Raw genomic sequence first — 21,009 nt, 5'->3', positions numbered from 1 at the left:
ATTAAAATATGTTAAAATCTTTAACTAGAATGAATTCAGAAAGGAAAATGTTTTATGGGACAATTTTTCCCTTACGCATTCGAGAATAAAAGATATCACACTTGGAATTATCACTTAAAAAATAAATTCGGACAAAAGATTTTCAAAGTAGCAATTGACGGTGGCTTTGATTGTCCTAATAGAGACGGTACTGTAGCACATGGAGGATGTACTTTCTGTTCAGCTGCAGGTAGCGGAGATTTTGCAGGTAATCGTGTGGATCCAATCGATGTACAATTTCAACAAATAAAAGATAGAATGCACGAAAAATGGAGTGACGGTCAATACATTGCTTACTTCCAAGCATTTACAAATACGCATGCACCTGTCGAAGAATTACGTGAAAAATATGAAACTGCTTTGAAGGAACCTGGTGTTGTTGGCCTTTCAATAGGTACACGACCTGATTGTTTACCTGATGATGTGGTTGAGTATTTGGCAGAGTTAAACGAGCGTACATATTTATGGGTAGAACTTGGTTTACAAACAGTTCACCAAGAAACATCAGATTTAATCAATCGCGCGCACGATATGCAAACATATTATGAAGGTATCGCCAAATTACGGAAACATAACATTAATATTTGTACACATATTATTAATGGTTTGCCAGGTGAAGACTATACAATGATGATGGAGACGGCTAAAGAAGTCGCTCAAATGGACGTCCAAGGTATTAAAATCCATTTACTACATTTACTTAAAGGCACACCAATGGTGAAACAGTACGATAAAGGCATGTTAGAATTTATGTCACAGGATGAATATACTAAATTAGTTTGTGACCAATTAGAAATTATTCCAAAAGAAATGATTGTTCATAGAATTACTGGTGATGGTCCGATTGATTTAATGGTAGGCCCAATGTGGAGCGTAAATAAATGGGAAGTACTGAACGAAATCGATAATGAACTTGGTCGCAGAGAATCATATCAAGGAAAACATTTTGAAAGTAAGATAAAATCATGAAATTAGAACGTATTTTACCATTTGCGAAAACGTTGCTTCAACAACATATTACATCAGAAAGCATTGTCATAGATGCTACTTGTGGTAATGGCAATGACACACTTTTTCTTGCGCAACAAGTGCCTCACGGTAAAGTATATGCATTGGATATCCAAACAGAAGCTATTAGCAATACAAAACTAAAAACTGAAGGTTATCACAATGTAACGTTGATTCAAGATAGCCATGCACATGTAAAACAGCATATTCCAGATATTGAAGTTGGTAAAGTGGATGCTGCCATTTTCAATTTAGGATATTTACCTAAAGGTGATAAATCGATTGTTACCCAACCTGAAAGTACATTATCAGCTATCAACGCAATTTTTGATATATTAGCTCCAGAAGGCGTCATTATATTAGTGATTTATCATGGTCATGATGAAGGCAAGTTAGAACGTGATGCTTTAATTGATTATTTATCACAGTTTGACCAAACTAAAGCACATGTATTGCAATATCAATTTATTAACCAACAGAATAACCCGCCGTTTATCTGTGCACTTGAAAAAATTTAGACTGTGAATACCTCATGATTTCAAGGTATAATTTCTTAACGCAACCACGGTTATTAACAATTTATTCGAAGATAAAATAACTATTTTAAATCTCAAACAAACCAAACTTGTATTATTTACGTTTAGTTTGTTTGAGATTTTTAATTACTATCAATGATTTAGCACGACTCCTGTGTGGAAGGATTGAGCTAAAGACTATAAGCTAAAGCTAGCCCTGAGGAGCCCTGAGGAAAGTATGCACAAACCTTATTTATAATAAAATAAAAAAGACAAACAAAAGCCTCGGTATTTGACTACCGAGGCTTTGCTTATTCCCTATAAGTTAATGATAGATTTAAGACTAGTTTGAATGCTAGTTGATTTTGATTCAATTTCTTCTTTGAAGAAATTTAAAAGGCTTTCCCGTTGCGCTTTTAAATCTTCATTGAAATGAATGATAACTGTACGTTCGTCATTTTGTGGTCTTTCTTTAATGATCCACGCTTTTTCCACTAAATCATTATAAGTTCTTGTACGCTTATAAGATTTAATGTGCACAAAATCATCCATTTCCTTTAAAGTCATCGATCCTTCTTTCCAAAGCGTTAAAAGAATCAAAATTTCTTCTTTCGACATCTTGTACTGCTTTTGAACTTTGTTAAAGATATCTTCGATGTCATTCAACACCATTTCTAATCTTAAAACACCATCAACATTATCAGTAAATGTCTTCCCCATAGAATAATCCCCCAATCATAGTATAAAGTTAAACATGTAAAATTAATTTATCAAAAAACATCATTCTTAGTAAATAAATTCTTCACTGAATTAACATTAGAATTTTTAATAAAATTAATCTTATATACAGTTTAAATTTAAACTATGAATTATGCAATTATATGAGTTATTTTATTTTGCATTTCTTTCAAAATAGTGGCTGATTTTTCGAATAATTTGCGCTCATGGCTGTCTAGAGGCATTTCAAAAACTTTTACAGCACCTTCTTTATTTACTTGTGTTGGTACACCAATATAGACTTCTTCTTGGTTGTATTCACCCTCTAAATAACTAGAAACTGTTAATACAACATTTTGATTATTTAAAATTGCTTTAGTAATGTGTAGTAACCCCATTGCAATCCCATAATACGTCGCACCTTTTGCTTGTATTATATCGTAAGCTGCATCACGCGTATTTGTAAAAATCTCTTCAACTCTGTGTTGTTTTTCAGGATCATCTTTTAAAAGTTGATATAAAGATTGACCAGCAATATTAGCTTGAGACCATACCGCTAATTCTGAATCACCATGTTCACCGATAATTTGACCATGCACGCTTCCTGATGAAACGCCAAATTCTTCAGCTAACTCATATTTAAAACGTGCTGTATCTAAAATTGTACCAGAACCTATCACTTTTTCTTTTGGTAAACCTGATACTTTGTATGTCACATATGTTAAGACATCTACTGGATTTGTAGCAATCAAGAAAATACCATCGAATCCAGATTTCATAACTTCAGAAACAATTCCTTTAAAAATTTTGGTATTTTTTTCAATAAGATCTAAGCGTGTTTCACCTGGTTTTTGAGCTGCACCAGCAGTAATGACGACTAAATCTGCATTTGTACATTCATTATATGTACCTGCTTTGATTTTCACTGGTGAATCACCATATGGCGCACCGTGATTTAAATCCATGACGTCGCCCTTAACTTTTTCTTCGTCTAAATCAATAATTACTAATTCATCTGCAACACCTTGAGCTACTAACGCAAAAGCATAACTTGAGCCTACTGCCCCATCACCTATTAAAACTACTTTATTATTTTTAACTTGTTTCATTATATGACGCTCCTCACGTATTCAATCGTTAAGTTATTATTTGTGATTTATTTCACAATATAAATATAACAGTATTCTATGAGTTTTTCAATAAAATTGTGATTTATTTCACAAAATTATTTCTATAACATTCATTATAGCGAGGTACATGCCCTTTATTCTAAATGATATTTTATAAGAAAAGCATCAGATACCATAAAATGTTATCTGACGCTTTTCTTACTCTATTTTAGTGTGGTGATGCTTTTAACTAAGATACTTCATGTTCATCATGTACAATAAAGCCGTTATTGCTTGCACTATTATTTAAAAATGCCAATATATATCTCATTACTTCATCTCTTTCGGGTTCATTATGTACCTCATGATAAAGTCCTTCCCATGCTTTGAAATATAATTCATCCGTTTTCACTTTGTCTTTAATTAATTCCATTGTTGATGTATCTGCAACTTGATCTTCTAGACCATACATTAACAGTAGTGGTAACCGTTTAATATCAGTTAAATGTGTTACTGTTTCTTTCATAATTTCTATGATTTGTTTATACCAGTGATAAGTTACTTTCTGCAACATCAACTGGTCATTTTTTGTTTCTTCAATTACTTCTTCGTTTCGTGTTAAGTCTTCAACCGTGATTCCCACTTTAAATCTTGTGTCTTTAGCTACTTTACCTATATTTGAAATTATTTTGTCTTTACGAGATTTATTACTCTTTTTAAATTCTAAAAGTGGAGATAAAAGCATCAAACCTTCAATTGGTACTTCTACTTTTTCAAGTAAATTAAGTGTAATTAAACCACCTAAACCGACACCTAACACGTAAGTAGGTATTTTATACTCATTCGCTATTCTAATCCACTCTAAAATATGCTCATGATATACATCAAAACTGTCAATTTGACCTTTGTTAGAACGTGACGTTTGCCCTTGGCCAGGTAAATCGCCCATAATAACATGATATCCATTTCGGCGAAGCATCGTAATTACATATGCGTATCTTCCCGTATGTTCAAGCATGTTATGTGCAATTACAACGACACCTTTAGCTTCCTTTTCGGTTTCCCATTTCCACATAATACATACTTCCCCTTCTCGTTAAATTTCATTATATTTATTGTATCAAAATATGATGTACTTTTTCCATTTTAAAGATAGCCATGGACGTGAAAAACTCAATTTGTTTTAGAAATAAAAAGTATCTTATAATCAACACTTTGCTATAAGTGTATTTAATAAAATAAAGTGTAATATATTCTATTGTAAACGATTTCATTCCCTTTAGATTCATGCTACACTTATATTGAAAGATCAGCTGTAAGCAGAATGGGAGGAATTAATATGCCAATTGTGAAAAATTTTTTTATCGGGTTATCTAACAACCCTTTTTTAAATAAGACTGCTAAGGAAATCGGTCCAATGCTCGGTGCTAATAAAGTGGTTGCTGGCAATACAATCGAAGCCTTATTAAACACAATTGAACGTCTAAACAGCAAGGGAATTACAGTTACTGTAGATTGCCTTGGAGAATTTGTTGTAACTGAAGGTGAAGCAATTCAATCAAAAGATCAAATATTAGAAGTGATGTACGCTATTTATAATCATAGCTTAGATGGTCACATGTCTATTAAATTAAGCCAGTTAGGCTCTGAATTTGATTTGGATCTTGCTTATCGCAATCTACGTGAAATATTATTAAAAGCGAATGAGTTTAATAATATGCATATTAATATTGATACTGAAAAGTATGATAGTTTATTTGACATCACGCAAGTGTTAGACCGTTTAAAAGGTGAATTCAAAAATGTAGGTACCGTTATTCAAGGTTATTTATATGAAGCTGATACACTTGTAGAAAAATATCCAGAATTACGATTGCGCATGGTTAAAGGCGCATATAAAGAAAGTGATACAATAGCTTATCAAACTAAAGAAGACATTGACGAAAATTACATACGTTTAATTGAAAAAAGATTATTAAACGCTAAAAATGTAACGTCAATTGCAACTCATGATGATAAAGTTATTACACATATAAAACAATTTATCAAAGATAATAATATCGAAAAAAATCAGTATGAATTTCAAATGTTGTATGGTTTCCGTACTGATTTAGCGGAGAAAATAGCTGGGGAAGGTAACAATTTCTGTATTTATGTACCATATGGGGATGATTGGTTTAGTTACTTTATGAGACGACTAGCTGAACGACCTCAAAATTTAAATTTAATGTTTAAAGAGTTAATGAAACCCGAAGTAATGAAAAAAGCGGGCGTTGTTACAGGTACAGTTGCAGCCTTTGGAGCAGCTAGTGCCTTAGTATATCGCCTTTTCAAAAAATAATAGTGAACAAAAAAGAATTGGACTTAACGAAATCGTTGTTGTCCAATTCTTTTTATTTTAGTAGAAACGCCTATATCCAGTTATATAAACGTTGACGTTTCAATCTTATTCTATTATATTTCTTTTAATAAATTAGCCATTTCTATTGCACTAATTGCTGCGTCTGCACCTTTATTCCCTGCTTTTGTGCCTGCACGTTCTACTGCTTGTTCAATATTTTCAGTTGTTACAACACCGAAGATAACTGGTGTATCAGCAACATCATTTGCCTTAGAAACACCTTTCGCCACTTCATTACACACATAATCATAATGAGAAGTAGATCCTCTTATTACACAACCTAACGTAATCACTGAATCATATTCACCTTTTTGAGCTAATTTCTTAGCTACTAATGGAATTTCAAATGCGCCTGGTACATATGCCACATCAATATTTTCTTTTGGTACTTCGTGTCTTACTAAAGTATCTTTTGCACCATCTAATAAACGGTTTGTAATAAAATCATTAAACCTACTTACAACAATTGCTACTTTTAAATCGGAACCTATTAATTTACCTTCAAAATTCATCCTATTGACCTCCTATATTAAATGACCCATTTTTTCTTTTTTCGTATCCATATAATCTTGATTAAATTTATTTGTTGGAACTACAAGATCAATTCTTTTATTAATATTCACACCATAAGTTTCTAGACTTTCAAATTTTTTGGGATTATTACTTAACAAATTCACGCTTTCAATGCCAAAATATTTTAAAATTCTCGCGGCGTCTTTATAATCTCTCAAATCTTCGTCGAAACCTAAAGCAATATTAGCTGTCACAGTATCATAACCTTGTTCAATAAGTTCATATGCTTTTAACTTATTAATTAAACCAATGCCTCTACCTTCTTGAGGTAAATATAAAATAATGCCACCATGCTCACTTATATATTTCATTGAAGCTTCAAGTTGTTCACCGCAATCACATCTTTGACTATGAAAAATATCGCCTGTTAGACAAGAAGAATGAATACGCACATTTTCTGTTTTCTTTATGTCTCCACTTACAATAGCCACAAGTTCTTCTTCATTCGTCTGAGAAGTAAAACCATACATATCAAACTTACCATGTTTAGTAGGCAACTTCACTTTTGCTTTTGCTTCTAACTTAGATGTTAATGATTTTCTATATGTTTCTAAATCTTCAATAGAAATCATTACAAGCTCATGCTTCTCCTTAAAGGCTTCTAATTCTTTACCTTTAGCCATAGAACCATCTTCATTCATAATTTCACAAATTAATGCTGCTGGTTTTGCGCCAGTTAGTTTAGCTAAATCTACAGATGCTTCTGTATGGCCACGTCTTTCTAACACACCATCATCTTGTGCAATTAAGGGGAATAAGTGGCCTGGTTTATTAAAATCACTAGCTGTTGCATTTTCCTCTATTAACGCTTTTGCTGTCATTGTTCTTTCTCCAGCACTAATACCTGTCGTCGTATTAATATGATCGACACTCACAGTAAATTGTGTACCATAGATATCAGAGTTATCACTCACCATTGGATTGAGTTCTAATTTTCCAGCTATACCTTTGCTAATTGGCGCACAAATGAGTCCTCTACCATATTTCGCCATGAAATTAACGGTATTATCTTGCATCCATTCTGTCACAGCTACTAAATCGCCTTCGTTCTCTCTATTTTCATCATCAACGACAACAATACTTCTACCTTTTTTCAGTTCTGTAAGTGCTGTCTCTATACTATCTAATTTCATACTACCCCTCCTAAAATCCAAATGCTCTAAGTTTTTCGGTATTTAATCCTGATTCATTATTACTGACAATTCTCTCTACATATTTGAATAACATATCAGTTTCAATATGGACCGGATCACCTACACGTTTTTGATTTAAAATTGTGGATCTTCGCGTTTCAGGAATAAGATGGATATCGAATTCAGCATCTTTTAATTGAAAAATAGTTAAGCTTACGCCATCTACAGTTATGGACCCTTGTGGCACCATTTGTTTAATAAGCGTAGTAGTAGGCTTAATTGTTACAATTTTAGAATTATCTGATGCTTGTATACGTGTAATCTTAGCTACTTCATCTACATGTCCTAGCACAAAGTGACCTCCAAAACGACCTTGACCACTCATCGCTCTTTCTAAATTCACTTCTGCAGATTGGTTTAAATGATTCAGATAAGTTTTATTTTCTGTACCTTTAATTACTTGTACAGAGAACGAATGCTTATTAAAATCAACAACAGTTAAACATGCGCCATTCACACTTATAGAATCTCCTATATGCATGTCTGATAAGATGGTCTCGCAATCAATTGTTAAGTTAACTACAGATTGTTGTGTCGTTATTTTTTTAATCGTGCCTATTTCTTCAACAATACCGGTAAACATGGTTATTCACTTCTTTCGCAACTCTAATTTAATGTTTTGCTCAAGCATTTGGGTATTAACAATTTCGAATTGTGGTACTTCTGATAATCCAAAAATATTTTTAGTTTGATAAAATTGATAATTACCAGAACCACCTATAATTTTCGGGGCATAATATAAGATAAGTTCATTCGTATATTGAGATTGAAGAAATGCTGAAGTTACGGTTGGACCCGCTTCTACCAATAATTTTCCAATTCCCTTTTGATATAAATCTATTAAAATATTTTCAATTGAACAATCAGTTAAAATAATAATTTCCACCTGTTCAATATCTGTTTTTAAGTTTTCATTTTGTGTATAAATCCAAATAGGTGTATTAGCATTTTTGAACATGTCTAATTCAAAATCAATTTGGCCTGATTGCGATAAAATCACTTTTATTGGATGCTTACCTTCCTCAATTCGTGTTGTATATTGAGGGTTATCTGCAACTAATGTGCCTCTACCTGTAAGTACAGCATCATGCGTATGACGTAAGTTGAAAACATCAGCTTTGACGGCTTTATTCGTAATCCATTTACTTTCACCTTCGTCAGTAGCCTGTTTACCGTCTAAACTACAAGCAACTTTAACTGACACTTCAGGTACCTCTTTACTTTTGCTTATAAAGAAATCTTTATACAAGTCTTCTGCTTCTGCATTATGACGAAATTCAACTTCTATTCCTGCATGTTGTAATATTTCGTCACCGTTAGAGGGTAAAGTCGTATCTTTAACAGCATATATGACTTTCTTTATGCCAAAATCGATAATTTTATTCACACAAGGTGGCGTTGAACCAAAATGTGTACATGGCTCTAATGAAATAAATATAGTAGCATCTTTAGCTTCATCTTGTGCCATATCTAACGCTTGTACTTCAGCATGTTTATCGCCTTTTTTCAAGTGTGCGCCCATACCTACGATTCGTCCGTCTTTAACAACTACCGCGCCTACAGGTGGGTTTACGCCCGTTTGACCACTTACCATTTTTGCTAATTGGATTGCATAATTTAAATATTGACTCACATTATCACCTCTAAATAATAAAAAACACCTGAAATAAAATATTTCAGGTGTGGGATATATATTGATATAACATCATTAGCTTCAAACTAAATACACTTATCCACTTTCAAATATAAGTGTATGCCAAATAAACACTTAAAAAGTGTCATTTTTGTTATACTTCATTCTTTCTCCCATCCAGACTTTACTGTCGGCTCTAGAATCTCACTAGATCAGCCACATTTGAATAATCAAATGCAGGTCGCAGGCTTTGTTTACTGCCGGTTGGGAATTTCACCCTGCCCCGAAAGAATATCTATGAAATTGTAAATAATGATTGAGTCAAGTAACTCTTACTAAGTTACATCAATATCGTACTACATTTTAGGCAGAATGACAATTCATATTATCTAAGTCGGCTTTATTTTCAACGTATTATTATTATTAAAATGCTTTAAATACTAATAAGAAAAGCTTTTTACTCAAATTAATAAAAAATAAATTAATTTTCATTATGACTTTTATACCCTTTATAATTTAGTTATTATTAAAAAATTAAACTCTCACAAAATATACTGCTAAAGAATTCATTTTACAATCACTTATCTGCTAACAACTGATTTACTACGCTAACCGCTTGTTTAACTATCATAGCTACACCATTACGAGACTGATTAATTCCATTTGTTAGTTGACCTAATGCGTACATGTGTTTAAGAGTTCCGTAGCGCGGACTTATAATTTGATTTGTTTCAGCAATAATTTGAATACCACCAAGCGGATGTGCTTGTACAACCTGTCTATTTTCAAGATTTAAAATCAATTGATCATCACTATCAAGATCTGAAAGTTGCGTTTTTGAACCAGTAGCATTAATTACGACATCGAATTTATGAACTGCCTCTGTTTCATTTTTGTATTTGAAATAAAATTGACTTGCTTCATACTGAACATTCTCTAAACCACTTTTAATTTCAATAGTCCCATTTTTAATATGATCTATTATTAATTTAGCCGTACGTGGAGGCATGGGGTTAGAATTATCCTTTAATATAGATTGGTAATCTTTTAAAAATTGTTTTTGATCTTCTCTACTGAAACTATTCCATATCCAATTTAAATTTTCTTTTACTAATTCAAGTATACTTTGGAACGCCCCTAATTCAGTTTCGTGTTCTAAATCATATGTTAAATCCTTCACTGGGTCATTTTGTCTACGGTGCACTAATTTTTCAATTGCAATATTATAATATGCACAATCTTTCAAAAATAAACTTAGCGCTTGTTCCAAAGGTACGTTTCCGAAATTTTCATTCTTTATTGCATTAAAATTTTCAGGTGTTAAGTATTTAAATTCAATGTCAGGCATTTCACCTCTTACACTTGGCAATTGACCTTTGCGACTAGTTAAAGTAATTGGTAATTTAGGATGATGTGCAGTAACATAACGAATTACATCTAAAGATGCTAAACCTGTGCCAATGATTGCAATTCTGTCAGTTTCATTTACATCATCTAACGTATTATAAGTTGGATAAGGTGTATGAATATATCCTTTTTTTCCTTTCAAATGATACGGGTCATGGTATGACATTGTACCAATTGTTAAAAATACAACATCATACTTTTGACAATTTGACATGTCTTTCGAAGTACAAACATAATATTTAACATCTGTTTGACCTACATCAGCCTCAATGAAAACTTCTGACACTTCTTCTTTAATCATCTGGATATTTTCAAATTGGTGATTATATTTTTCTAAAAAATCTTTCATATAATGTCCAAATATAAACCTAGGTAAATACTCCGGGTTTGAAAACTTAAATATCGATTGTGATTTGTACCATTCATAAAACTCGCCTTGATTCTCTAAATTCAAAGTCATTTGTTTGGCAGGCACATTTATTAATAATTGATCACTGTCATTTTGAAAAGGTACACCTTGCCCCATATTTTTAGGATTATCGTACATGTCTATATTCATCGTTGCAAAATTATCATGTTTCACTAATTCTTTCAGCAAGCTTACACCTGCTGTGCCCATTCCTATGATAGCTATTCGCATTGTACACATCCTTATTAAATTTATTTATATTCATTATAGCAATGATTAACCTTATATTACATGCTAATCTATTCAACTACCGTACAATTTAGCGTTGTTATAATATTTTGATGAATATGTTAATATTAATATATTGAAAAAATATTATTTCTGTACTTATTTTAAGGAGCTAGACAATGAAATTTTCAAAACATTTATTTTTTTTAATTATAGCAAGCACAATATTATTATCCGGTTGTGGATTGCCAGGGCTTGGTGGAAGCCAGTCAAAGGACGAGATTAAAGTTTCAGCGTTGGCTACGAGTGAATCTCAAATCATGGCATATATGATAATAAACCTTATCGAACATGATACAGAAGGTGAAATTAAAGGTTCAATCATTAATAACTTAGGCTCAGCAACAATCCAGCATAATGCACTAATGAATGACGATGCAGATATCTCGAGCACCCGATATACTGGAACAGATTTAGTGGGTGTCCTTGAGTCTGAGCCCATTACTGATCCTAAAAAAGCGATGAATTTAACTAAAAAGTTGTTTCAGCAAAAATTTAATCAGACCTTTTTTGATTCATATGGTTTTGAAAATACCTTTGCCTTTATGGTAACTAAAGAAACTGCAGAAAAATATGATTTACAGACTGTTTCAGATTTAGAAAAAGTAAAAGATGAAGTAGACGTAGGAACAGATACAACTTGGATTAAACGTGGTGGTGATGGATACGCACCTTTCCAAGAGCATTATGGTTTTGCTTTTAATTCAATTAAACCGATGCAAATTGGACTCGTTTACGATGCTTTGAAAAGCAAAAAATTAGATGTTGCACTAGGCTATACGACCGATGGTAGAATTGCAGCTTATGATTTAGTAGTACTTGAAGACGATAAAAAGTTCTTCCCAACATATGATGCAAGTGCTGTAGCACCAAACAAACTTTTAAAAGAGCAACCAGAAGTTAGGAAAGCACTTAATAAATTGAACGATAAAATAAGTACGGAGCAAATGCAAAAATTAAATTATGAAGCAGATGGAGAAGGCAAAGAACCAGCAGTTGTTGCAGAAGAATTTTTAAAAGAGCACAATTACTTTGAAAAAGAATAATGCACAGTATATGCATTTGTGAGTAGTTATCGATGTATCTTCACACCCAATTAATGTTAACATGTTGGCATAGACTAGGAAGTGATAATATGAAATTTACTATAAAAGTGTTTATATCAGCACTCATGTTCTTCATTCTTATAAGCCAAAAAAATAAAATAGAATAACAATAAAGAGTTTCCAAAATTGGAGACTCTTTTGTATATATTATAATATTGGCAGTAATTTGGGCTGACTTTTGACTCGTTTATAAAGTATTAGCCGAAGATTACAGTCTAAGTAGTGCCGCGGAAAGCCTGAACAAAAGACTGTCGACAAAGTCGAGGGCTTTGTCGACAGTCTGATGGGAGTGGGACAGAAATCTATTTTTTTAATAAGATTTCATCGTATGAGACAGTTCGGCAAAGCTGACTAGAAAATGGAATACAAGAGTTGAAGCTCTTGCAAAAGAACTACTTTTCTTCATAAATGAAGTAGTAGTTCTTTAAAAGCTTGATAAAAGCGCATTTTCAAATCAGTAAGCCACTGCCAATATAATAATTGAGGCTGATACATGTATTTTGTATCAGCCTCTTATCTACGTTCTGTTAGTTTTCTATTGTAGTAGAAATTAATATTTCAAACGCTTATCTATTTTTTGTGTTTTTCATCATCTTTATAAACAAAATATTTATAATATTTGCCTTCTGTTTTCATATCTTCATAGAAATGAGCCATTAAAGTCGCATTACTTTCAGCCCACTTAATGTCTGTAGCATATTGATGTTCTCCTGGATTTTTAGGGTTCCATCTCATACTATAAAGCGTGTTTTGATCATCATTAGATAAAAAGTGATCATGAATAAAGTTAGCCCCACCACTAATTGCTTTTTGTGGTGTGTCCCAGCCATGTTTTTTAGCATATTCTGAACCTGTTTTAATTGGATCTTCATCAAGTGCACCTACACCAAAGAAGTTATAATATTTTTTACCATCAATTTCTACACCACTTGCAAGTTCACTTTTAGCAGAGCCTGTTTCAAGTAGCGCATGTGAAATTAAATAAACTTCATTAACGTGCTTGTCTTGTGCGGCTTTTATAAAATCATCTGAATGCTCTAACAGTGTAGGGTTATCTATGAGCATACGTTTTATTCTATTTTCATCAATACCTTGATACTTATCTAATTCTAAAAATTGGTATTTTTGCGTATCACTTTCAATAAATTCACTACTATTCATCGCAGATTTTATCTCAGTAGATGACGCATCTCTCCATGTTTTATTATCTTTACTTGAAATTTGTTGGCTAGTATAATTATCGATTTGTTTTTTAGATGCTTTATCCAAAGTTACTTTAAGATTTTCCACTTTTTCTTGTTCGTCAACTTCTTTAAAAAAGATTTGATCTGAGATCATTGAAAAAACAACAACCGCAGCTACACCTAAGACTATCAATAAACCAATGATTGATAGAATTGAGCCTTTTTTATGCTTCGTCATGTTTACACCTCTTAGGTAATAATTAGGAAGGACACGCCTTCGTCATATGTATCATAGCTTTAAAGCTATCCGATAATAAAGTTTAACACTAATTACTTGAACAGACAATTTAATATGAACGTTGTTACATATTCATAAAAAAAGTAATGAAATTTTAATTTCATTACTCTTGACTTTTATAATAATCCATTATAATAAAGCTTGCAGCTTGTGATCTATTTTTATAAAAATAACGATTTAAATCAATCGTACCTTCTATTTCCCCGTCCCGATACATCATTTCTTTTGCCATGTTGTTTATCATAACAAAATCTGATTTATCTTTAATCAGATCCAAATCATCATGCCTTGCAAAAAAATGTTCTAAATTTAAATATGCGTAATCCATATAAACCTCCTGATAATTGTCCGAAGATAATAATATACCTCTAAAGTGTTATATCTTTAAGTTGAATACGCGCTAATGTTATAAAACTTAAAATTTATCTATCTTATGACTACTATTTAACACCTATTATCCCTATTTGGCAAATGAAAATTACTATTTCTTATAATAAAATAATAACATCCGGAAATACATGTTGTATATACGACAATGGAGAGAATGAATGACCTTCGAAGAAGTTTATAAAAAATACAAATATATTATTCATTATCTATTAAAAAAATACAATATTCAGTACAATTATGATGAATATGCTCAACTCCTCTTAATTAAAATGTGGGAGCTAAGTAAAATCTACAATTCACAAAAACGCAGCTCATTAAACACTTTCTTATATTCACGATTAAATTTCTATTTGATAGACCTTTTCCGCAAACACCAAGCTCTAACTCTAGTTGATATTTCAGAACAAGAAGTTAAATCTTCTTTAATTAATGATGATTATGTCAACATGCTAGTATTTCAACAATTTTTATCGTTATTGACTGATAAAGAACAGCAATGGCTACTATTAAAATTTGCAGGACTTAAACAATATGAAATTGCAAAACTTCTAAATTGTTCTGTCTCAACTTTAAAAAACTATCAAAAACGAATTCGACAAAAACATTTAAAATTTTATACCCATGATTGAGGTGAATATGATATGACTCCACTTACTAAACTACTCTATTTCAAAACAGTTGTTGGGCCAGAAATATTAACAATAAGCCAATATACAACACACCAATTCATTTACCCTACTACAATTAATCTCACATTAAAGTATTTTTTAGAATCAAGACATTTATCTTTAACTCTTCAGACAAAACAAGCCAAACATTTACTAAAAATACGTAAACTCGTTCCAATATTTATTAATAGCGATATAACATTATTCCCAATAAAGCCACAGCGCTCACCAATACAATATTATATTAATGCAATTCCAATCACTGGATTAAAGTCAAAGGGCACACAAACAATTATATATTTTGAGAACGCTACCTATATTACAGTCAATGCTCCCTATCTATTTATTCATAAAAAATGGCAAGAAAGTTTAACACTTTCTCACCATTCAACATAGCGCTATCCAACTATAACGCCTTATTATGTTTATATTCTAATAATTTTTTCGTAAAATAAGCAGTTACCATTTTAATCAAATATAAACTGACGATTAATAGTAATATTGAGCCAATCAAGGTCAAAATTACAGTTGTAGTAGATAATTGCACTTCAGGTTTAATAAAGTACTGTACAGATGATAGACTTGTCAAAAACCCAAATAAAAACAAACCTAATAGCACGATATAAGTGGTTAAAATACCTATAAGCAATGCAAATAATTGTGTTGATGATACAACTTTCTCTTTAAAGACATATTCCTTTAAAAATTGGTTTGAAAATGCAATAGGACGATTTAAACTTTGTCCGTCACTAGACTTAGTAACTTCTTCTAACACTTCATTCAATTGATTTTTTTCTTTTTTATTTAAAAACCATAATTGCTTTTTAACTTTTTGTTTAAAGATATCTAGTTTCATAAATGTTTCTCCTTTAGAACTTACGCAGAACTTTATACTCATTAAATAATAAATCAATTATCTAGGTTATTCAATTAAATTTTAAAATATTTTTATTATCTTTAATTTTATTGATTGTTATATTATCTACTCTACGATAACTAAGCCCATTAATGCAGCAAATTGTACAGCTTGATTTCTAGAAACTTTACAACCTAATAAGTCTTCTTTGTTAACCACAAATGACTCAAAGTAAGATTGGCTTAAATCACAACCTTTTAATGGGGTTTGATAAATTGATAAATGCTCTAAGTTACTATCATCAAAAACTATCTTTTTCAAAGTTGAATTATGAAATTCTGCATTTTCAAAGTTACTTTTTTGGGTCATTAGTGCTTCTATTTTAGAATCCACAACACTTATAAAATCAGCTTTCACTTCATCAAATACTATATTGCCAAATCTCATATAATTAAATAAAGTTCCTGTCATACGGCAGTTTTTAAATGTCACTCTATGTATGGAGCCATGATCCATTTTCGTATTCGAAAAATCACAATTTTCAAAAATAACATCTGTAAAATCAGCGCGACCTAAATCAGAGTTAGAAAAATCACAATCCTTGATATAAGAACCATAAACTACAAATCTTTGTAAAACTTTATTACTTAAATTAGCATTTTCTATTTTCGCGACTTCAACTATATCATCTTCATCTTGAAAAATTTCTTCTAATTCTTTAAGTTCTAAATTTGCACTAATTTTGGGTTGTTGTATTTTCATAAATAATCTTCCCCTCTTTATTATTCATAGTTTAATTGAACAAGTAGTTATATGTATTTGAAATTCAAGACATTCAACAGTATAACAGATATCTTAGCATCCTATACTTATGCTCAATAAAAAGCTGAGGCAACTCATTTAGAATGAATTGCCTCAGCGTATTATTATCTGAAATTTAAATTTCTTAATCTTCTATTAAAGAATAGATAATCCTGAACTTTGAATATCTTTAGCAAATCCTTGTACTGTATCAACTGATAATTCGTTAACATCACGGCCAAGGTTGTTATTTACTTTTTTCACAACGTCTGCAGGACATGTAATGATATCTGCGCCCACTTCATCCGCTTGGATTACATTGATTACTTCACGACAGCTTGCCCAAAGTAATTTAACACCTTTTTTACTATGTGTAACTTCTGCTGCATCTTTCATCAATGGAACTGGATCTACACCAGTATCAGCAATACGACCAGCAAATACTGATACATAAGTTGGAACACCTTCTGTTACAGCTTCTGTAATTTCTTTAACTTGATCTAAAGTATAAACAGCAGTTACATTTAAACGCACATTGTCTGCTGATAATTTTTTAATTAGAGAAATAGTTGATTCACCTTTTGTGTTTACAACTGGAATTTTAACAAATACGTTTTTACCATATTGTTTCAAAATCTCAGCTTCTTTTTCCATTGTTTCTAAATCATCTGCGAATACTTCGAATGAAATAGAAGCATCAGGAATTTCACGAACAGCTTCTTCTGCGAAAGCTTTATAGTCTGTTACACCTGCTTTTGCCATTAAACTAGGGTTAGTAGTAAAACCATCTACTTGTTTATTTTTATAAGCTGTTTTCATTTCTTCAATATCTGCACCATCTGCAAACACTTCAACATTTAATTTTGCCATTACTAATTCCTCCTGACTTAAATAAATAATTCAATAAAGAATTATTTTTATAACGGTTATTAACCATACAACTCATTTATACCACCATTAATCAATAAATTCTAATTTTTTGCTTGAATTGTCAAAATCTTTAGAGTAAAAAGAAACATTACGCGTACTTGAAGCTCTATACAGTTATGATTTACAGTGAATCTAAATTTATATATATTCTAAATTTACAAATTAGTTAATTTTTTGTAAATCTATGGTATTATTATTTAATGAATTGTACTAGGAGGTAAATATGGCACGTTCAAAACTTTATTTTTATTTATCTAGTTTATTGGTTATTATTAGCTTGTATTTTAATACTAGAAATCCTCTAATTACTATGCATTTTAGTTCAATGATCAAATTAATTTTTGTTTGTAGTATTATTAACGCTATTATTTTAATAATTTCAATTATTTTAGCAGATAAATCAATTAAACACTTACATGAAAATTCTGGGTGGGTTAGAAAAGCTAGTAAGATATTACCATACGTAATATTAGTAGTGCTTATCATCCATATCGTTGCTTCACTTTCAACATTTGGTATTATTTTCTAATTAATGCTACAAAAGTTATAATACTTTTGTAGTTTTTTATTTTTTGTCGAGAGGAAGAATAAAAACAATGCAATACTTATATATTTTTATAGGTGGTGCGATTGGTGCTTTACTAAGATATCTATTAACATTCATCAATCAAACTGCTGAATTTCCAACAGGCACATTTATTGCTAATATTGTTGGTGCTTTCTTAATGGGCCTTATTGGAACTTTGACAATAAAGTATTTTAGAAATAATCCATTACTTAAAAAAGGTATAACTACTGGATTTTTAGGCGCACTTACTACTTTTTCTACTTTTCAATTTGAGCTCGTTTCATTTTTAGAACAGCAGGCATATTTATTAATGATTTTATACGCTTTAAGTAGTTATATTATAGGTATACTCGTCTGTTATTTCGGGGTAAAATTGGGGGCTCATTTATCATGACACAATTACTGTTAGTTATGTTAGGTGGCGGTCTCGGAGCTGTAATCAGAGGAGTGATTACTAACGTTTGCACAAGTAGATTTAATAGTAAGTTACCTATTGCAACGCCAATCGTTAATATATTAGGCAGTTTAATGATCGGTTTATTGATGGGTATGACATTAAATATAGATTGGGTCCATCCCTTTGCAATTGTCGGCGTTCTCGGCGGATTAACGACATTTTCTACTTTATCTTCAGAGTTAGTCAAATTATTAATAACTGAGAAGAACATATTTATTTTTTTAATTTATTCTTTACTACAATATGGCGTGTCATTTTCAGCCTGTTTATTAGGATACATCATGATTTAGCCGATTAATTGAAATTCAGATGCATATAAATACAATAATTATTAATAGCTTCAATCATCATCCCTTTTATAAAATAGTTAAGCACACACCTTCAAAAGAAAAATAGTTAAAAAACCCAATCTATTAAAAAAACTAATAGATCGGGCTTTTTTATTTAAGAATTGCGAATTAGTAACGGTCTCTTCTTTTAATGCTAGTGTCCACTATATTCAGATGGATCTGGACCGATTCTTCTATCCTCATTGAGTTTATCTAATTTTTCAATTTGTGCTGATGTTAATTGGAAATCAAATACATTTAAATTTTCTTCTATTCTAGAAGGTGTCACTGATTTAGGTATTACTACAACACCATGTTCTATGTTCCAACGAATAATCACTTGTGCTGGTGATTTTCCTACTTCAGTTGCAACACTTCTTACAGTATCATCTTCTAAAATTTGCGCATTCATAAGTGGTGACCATGATTCCATATGAATATTCTGTACTTCTAAATATCTTCTTAATGATTCTTGCAATAAATATGGATGGAATTCAACTTGGTTTATCACAGGTTTAATAGAAACTTGGGCTAGCAAGGCTTCAAAATGCGCCGTTTTAAAATTACTCACTCCAATATTTTTTACTCTGTCATTTTTATATAAGTCTTCCATACCTTGCCAAGTGTCTATCATTAAAGCTTCATCTGTACCCGGCCAATGCATGAGATACAAGTCTAGGTAATCTAATCCAAGTTTATTTAAACTCGTTTCATAAGCATCTGCAACATTTTCACGGCCATAATCTGCTAACCATAATTTAGATGTGATAAACAAATCACTTCTATTTTTACCTGTAGCTGCTAAACCTTCTGCAATACCTTCCCCTACTTTTTCTTCATTTTCATACACCATTGCAGTATCTATATGTGTATAACCATTTTCTATCGCATGTTTTACTGACATTTTACATTCGTCACTGTTTTCGACACGAAAAGTACCTAAACCAACAATTGGCATTTCATTGCCATTATAAAAAGTTGCGTTTTCCAAATTAAAATCCCCTTTTCTATTTAGATAACTATTATATTAATCAATTTTCTTTAAATTATAAATTAAAAGGACTTTAAATAACCAAATTATATTGTATTAATCCATAAAACACCTTGTTTGTGCATTTAAAACTCCAACAAAAAAGATAGATAACCTTTATGGTTACCTATCTTTTTAAAATTAAGTATTTCACATTAATTAAATGTTTCTATTTCATCCATAACACGTTGCAAATCTTCAACATTGTATTGAATTCGACCGTGGAATACAAATTTATTAAAGAACTCATCAAGTTGCTCTGCACCCACTAGTACCTTAGTATTTGAACTTTGTGCATAATTTGAAATCGTTACAGCACCTTCATTTTTAGGATTGAAGTATAAAATAGTAGTTGGTGTGAATTTTAAATTAAGTTCTGTTTGAATATCACCGGCAAGTTTTTCTATTTCATTTAAATGCGATGTATAATTTACAAACGATAATGATTCCGCATCTTCATTCTTATCTAACACAAGCGTTTGTGGCGTGTGCTTATCAAGATCTAAAGTATTAAATACCTGCTCCATCATTGGCTGTTCTTTGAATTGAGATGCGCTAACGCCATTATATACATGCCCTTTCAATAACTGTGAATCTATGATGTATAGACCAGTACGTGTCAGTACTAAGTGGCTAATACGTTGAACGTCGCTAAATTCATTTCTAGGTAAAAATATATTAGCCATAATATGCATATCTTCAGGACGAATTCTTTTCTCATTTACAAGACGTTCACGGATACCAATCAATCTCATGTCAGTTACATATTCACTATGGTTCTTAGAAAATAATTTCAAGGCATCAATTTCTCTATCTTTAGAACTAACTGTAGCTGCATATTCTTCCTTTTGTTTTGTTACAGTTTTTTTATTTTCTATTCTTTCTTTTTCCAACTCTTCCTCATGTTCATCGCTTAATTTTTGTTCTCTAGATTTATATTGCTCTTCAGCCTTTTTTTGCGCTTTCTTTTTACTTTTTAAAGCAAGCATAAATAATATCAAACAAATGACTGCTACGATGATTGCCACGATTAAACCAATTTCTATTGGCCCTAATGAATTCATAACAAAAACGCTCCTTTATGTGTTCAGTAACTTAAT

24 protein-coding genes and 1 riboswitch are annotated in these 21,009 nt (G+C 31.3%); of the genes, 9 read left to right on the top strand and 15 right to left on the bottom strand.

Annotated elements, in window-relative coordinates; genetic code table 11:
• The first annotated feature begins 54 nt into the window (after nt 1-54).
• Both MHB47_RS05600 and MHB47_RS05595 read left to right on the top strand, forming a co-directional pair.
• On the top strand, nt 55-1,008 hold the full coding sequence (locus MHB47_RS05600) for a TIGR01212 family radical SAM protein (RefSeq protein ID WP_056935740.1): 954 nt from the start codon (nt 55-57) through the stop codon (nt 1,006-1,008).
• A complete protein-coding gene (locus MHB47_RS05595; RefSeq protein ID WP_107516751.1) occupies nt 1,005-1,565 on the top strand; it encodes a tRNA (mnm(5)s(2)U34)-methyltransferase in 561 nt (186 codons plus the stop codon). Before MHB47_RS05600 ends, MHB47_RS05595 begins: the two co-directional genes overlap by 4 nt.
• Nucleotides 1,566-1,880: 315 nt before the next feature.
• On the opposite strand, the gene MHB47_RS05590 is transcribed toward MHB47_RS05595, so the two are convergent.
• From MHB47_RS05590 to MHB47_RS05580, 3 genes are all read right to left on the bottom strand, one after another.
• A complete protein-coding gene (locus MHB47_RS05590) occupies nt 1,881-2,282 on the bottom strand; it encodes a transcriptional regulator, SarA/Rot family (protein ID WP_021339039.1) in 402 nt (133 codons plus the stop codon).
• A 149-nt stretch (nt 2,283-2,431) separates the two neighbouring features.
• Entirely contained in the window at nt 2,432-3,388 is a 957-nt protein-coding gene (locus MHB47_RS05585; protein WP_021339038.1) for an L-lactate dehydrogenase, read from the bottom strand.
• A 250-nt stretch (nt 3,389-3,638) separates the two neighbouring features.
• Nucleotides 3,639-4,463, bottom strand: a complete 825-nt coding sequence (locus MHB47_RS05580) for an alpha/beta hydrolase (RefSeq protein ID WP_340755577.1) — start codon at nt 4,461-4,463, stop codon at nt 3,639-3,641.
• A gap of 264 nt (nt 4,464-4,727) precedes the next feature.
• Here MHB47_RS05580 and MHB47_RS05575 point away from each other — a divergent pair, with 264 nt between their 5' ends.
• The gene (locus tag MHB47_RS05575; protein ID WP_340755575.1) at nt 4,728-5,729 is read left to right on the top strand and encodes a proline dehydrogenase family protein; all 1,002 of its coding nucleotides are present in this window, start codon (nt 4,728-4,730) and stop codon (nt 5,727-5,729) included.
• A 113-nt stretch (nt 5,730-5,842) separates the two neighbouring features.
• On the opposite strand, the gene ribH is transcribed toward MHB47_RS05575, so the two are convergent.
• From ribH to MHB47_RS05550, 5 genes are all read right to left on the bottom strand, one after another.
• Nucleotides 5,843-6,301 (bottom strand): 6,7-dimethyl-8-ribityllumazine synthase, encoded by a 459-nt coding sequence (gene ribH, locus MHB47_RS05570; protein ID WP_340755573.1) that lies wholly within the window; start codon nt 6,299-6,301, stop codon nt 5,843-5,845.
• Between the two features lie 12 nt (nt 6,302-6,313).
• Nucleotides 6,314-7,495 (bottom strand): GTP cyclohydrolase II, encoded by a 1,182-nt coding sequence (gene ribA, locus MHB47_RS05565; protein ID WP_340755571.1) that lies wholly within the window; start codon nt 7,493-7,495, stop codon nt 6,314-6,316.
• A 10-nt stretch (nt 7,496-7,505) separates the two neighbouring features.
• The gene (gene ribE / locus MHB47_RS05560; RefSeq protein ID WP_107515035.1) at nt 7,506-8,138 is read right to left on the bottom strand and encodes a riboflavin synthase; all 633 of its coding nucleotides are present in this window, start codon (nt 8,136-8,138) and stop codon (nt 7,506-7,508) included.
• A 6-nt stretch (nt 8,139-8,144) separates the two neighbouring features.
• Nucleotides 8,145-9,188 (bottom strand): bifunctional diaminohydroxyphosphoribosylaminopyrimidine deaminase/5-amino-6-(5-phosphoribosylamino)uracil reductase RibD, encoded by a 1,044-nt coding sequence (gene ribD / locus MHB47_RS05555; protein WP_340755569.1) that lies wholly within the window; start codon nt 9,186-9,188, stop codon nt 8,145-8,147.
• Nucleotides 9,189-9,349: 161 nt separating this feature from the next.
• A riboswitch (FMN riboswitch) is annotated at nt 9,350-9,483 on the bottom strand.
• 282 nt (nt 9,484-9,765) lie between these two features.
• Nucleotides 9,766-11,235, bottom strand: coding sequence for an FAD/NAD(P)-binding protein (locus tag MHB47_RS05550; protein ID WP_340755567.1), 1,470 nt, complete (start codon nt 11,233-11,235; stop codon nt 9,766-9,768).
• Between the two features lie 176 nt (nt 11,236-11,411).
• Between MHB47_RS05550 and MHB47_RS05545 the strand changes: the two genes are divergently transcribed.
• Nucleotides 11,412-12,338, top strand: a complete 927-nt coding sequence (locus MHB47_RS05545) for an osmoprotectant ABC transporter substrate-binding protein (protein ID WP_340755565.1) — start codon at nt 11,412-11,414, stop codon at nt 12,336-12,338.
• A 630-nt stretch (nt 12,339-12,968) separates the two neighbouring features.
• On the opposite strand, the gene MHB47_RS05540 is transcribed toward MHB47_RS05545, so the two are convergent.
• Together MHB47_RS05540 and MHB47_RS05535 are read right to left on the bottom strand one after the other, a co-directional pair.
• Nucleotides 12,969-13,820, bottom strand: coding sequence for an N-acetylglucosaminidase (locus MHB47_RS05540; RefSeq protein ID WP_340755563.1), 852 nt, complete (start codon nt 13,818-13,820; stop codon nt 12,969-12,971).
• Nucleotides 13,821-13,983: 163 nt separating this feature from the next.
• Nucleotides 13,984-14,208 (bottom strand): hypothetical protein, encoded by a 225-nt coding sequence (locus tag MHB47_RS05535; RefSeq protein WP_002507285.1) that lies wholly within the window; start codon nt 14,206-14,208, stop codon nt 13,984-13,986.
• A 220-nt stretch (nt 14,209-14,428) separates the two neighbouring features.
• Here MHB47_RS05535 and MHB47_RS05530 point away from each other — a divergent pair, with 220 nt between their 5' ends.
• Together MHB47_RS05530 and MHB47_RS05525 are read left to right on the top strand one after the other, a co-directional pair.
• The gene (locus MHB47_RS05530; protein WP_340755561.1) at nt 14,429-14,899 is read left to right on the top strand and encodes a sigma-70 family RNA polymerase sigma factor; all 471 of its coding nucleotides are present in this window, start codon (nt 14,429-14,431) and stop codon (nt 14,897-14,899) included.
• 12 nt (nt 14,900-14,911) lie between these two features.
• The gene (locus MHB47_RS05525) at nt 14,912-15,334 is read left to right on the top strand and encodes a competence protein ComK (RefSeq protein WP_340755559.1); all 423 of its coding nucleotides are present in this window, start codon (nt 14,912-14,914) and stop codon (nt 15,332-15,334) included.
• A 10-nt stretch (nt 15,335-15,344) separates the two neighbouring features.
• Here the strand turns inward: MHB47_RS05525 and MHB47_RS05520 are convergent, their stop codons facing one another.
• From MHB47_RS05520 to MHB47_RS05510, 3 genes are all read right to left on the bottom strand, one after another.
• The gene (locus MHB47_RS05520; RefSeq protein WP_340755557.1) at nt 15,345-15,794 is read right to left on the bottom strand and encodes a hypothetical protein; all 450 of its coding nucleotides are present in this window, start codon (nt 15,792-15,794) and stop codon (nt 15,345-15,347) included.
• Nucleotides 15,795-15,920: 126 nt separating this feature from the next.
• The gene (locus tag MHB47_RS05515; RefSeq protein ID WP_340755555.1) at nt 15,921-16,556 is read right to left on the bottom strand and encodes a pentapeptide repeat-containing protein; all 636 of its coding nucleotides are present in this window, start codon (nt 16,554-16,556) and stop codon (nt 15,921-15,923) included.
• Nucleotides 16,557-16,751: 195 nt separating this feature from the next.
• On the bottom strand, nt 16,752-17,465 hold the full coding sequence (locus MHB47_RS05510; RefSeq protein ID WP_002507279.1) for a transaldolase: 714 nt from the start codon (nt 17,463-17,465) through the stop codon (nt 16,752-16,754).
• Between the two features lie 283 nt (nt 17,466-17,748).
• Between MHB47_RS05510 and MHB47_RS05505 the strand changes: the two genes are divergently transcribed.
• The 3 genes from MHB47_RS05505 (at nt 17,749) to MHB47_RS05495 (ending at nt 18,840) form a co-directional block, all read left to right on the top strand.
• The gene (locus MHB47_RS05505; RefSeq protein WP_002507278.1) at nt 17,749-18,054 is read left to right on the top strand and encodes a hypothetical protein; all 306 of its coding nucleotides are present in this window, start codon (nt 17,749-17,751) and stop codon (nt 18,052-18,054) included.
• A 67-nt stretch (nt 18,055-18,121) separates the two neighbouring features.
• On the top strand, nt 18,122-18,487 hold the full coding sequence (crcB, locus tag MHB47_RS05500; RefSeq protein ID WP_340755553.1) for a fluoride efflux transporter CrcB: 366 nt from the start codon (nt 18,122-18,124) through the stop codon (nt 18,485-18,487).
• A complete protein-coding gene (locus MHB47_RS05495; protein WP_340755551.1) occupies nt 18,484-18,840 on the top strand; it encodes a fluoride efflux transporter FluC in 357 nt (118 codons plus the stop codon). Before crcB ends, MHB47_RS05495 begins: the two co-directional genes overlap by 4 nt.
• Nucleotides 18,841-19,033: 193 nt before the next feature.
• Here MHB47_RS05495 and MHB47_RS05490 read toward each other — a convergent pair whose 3' ends face one another.
• Both MHB47_RS05490 and MHB47_RS05485 read right to left on the bottom strand, forming a co-directional pair.
• A complete protein-coding gene (locus tag MHB47_RS05490; protein ID WP_340755549.1) occupies nt 19,034-19,870 on the bottom strand; it encodes an aldo/keto reductase in 837 nt (278 codons plus the stop codon).
• Nucleotides 19,871-20,064: 194 nt separating this feature from the next.
• Nucleotides 20,065-20,973 (bottom strand): nuclease-related domain-containing protein, encoded by a 909-nt coding sequence (locus MHB47_RS05485; protein WP_340755547.1) that lies wholly within the window; start codon nt 20,971-20,973, stop codon nt 20,065-20,067.
• Nucleotides 20,974-21,009: the final 36 nt, after the last annotated feature.

It is taken from the genome of Staphylococcus sp. FSL K6-3157 (assembly GCF_038005145.1).
Lineage (GTDB): Bacteria > Bacillota > Bacilli > Staphylococcales > Staphylococcaceae > Staphylococcus > Staphylococcus equorum.
The sequence above is the reverse complement of the archived record's forward strand: the minus strand, read 5'-3'. Positions and strand labels throughout refer to the sequence as shown.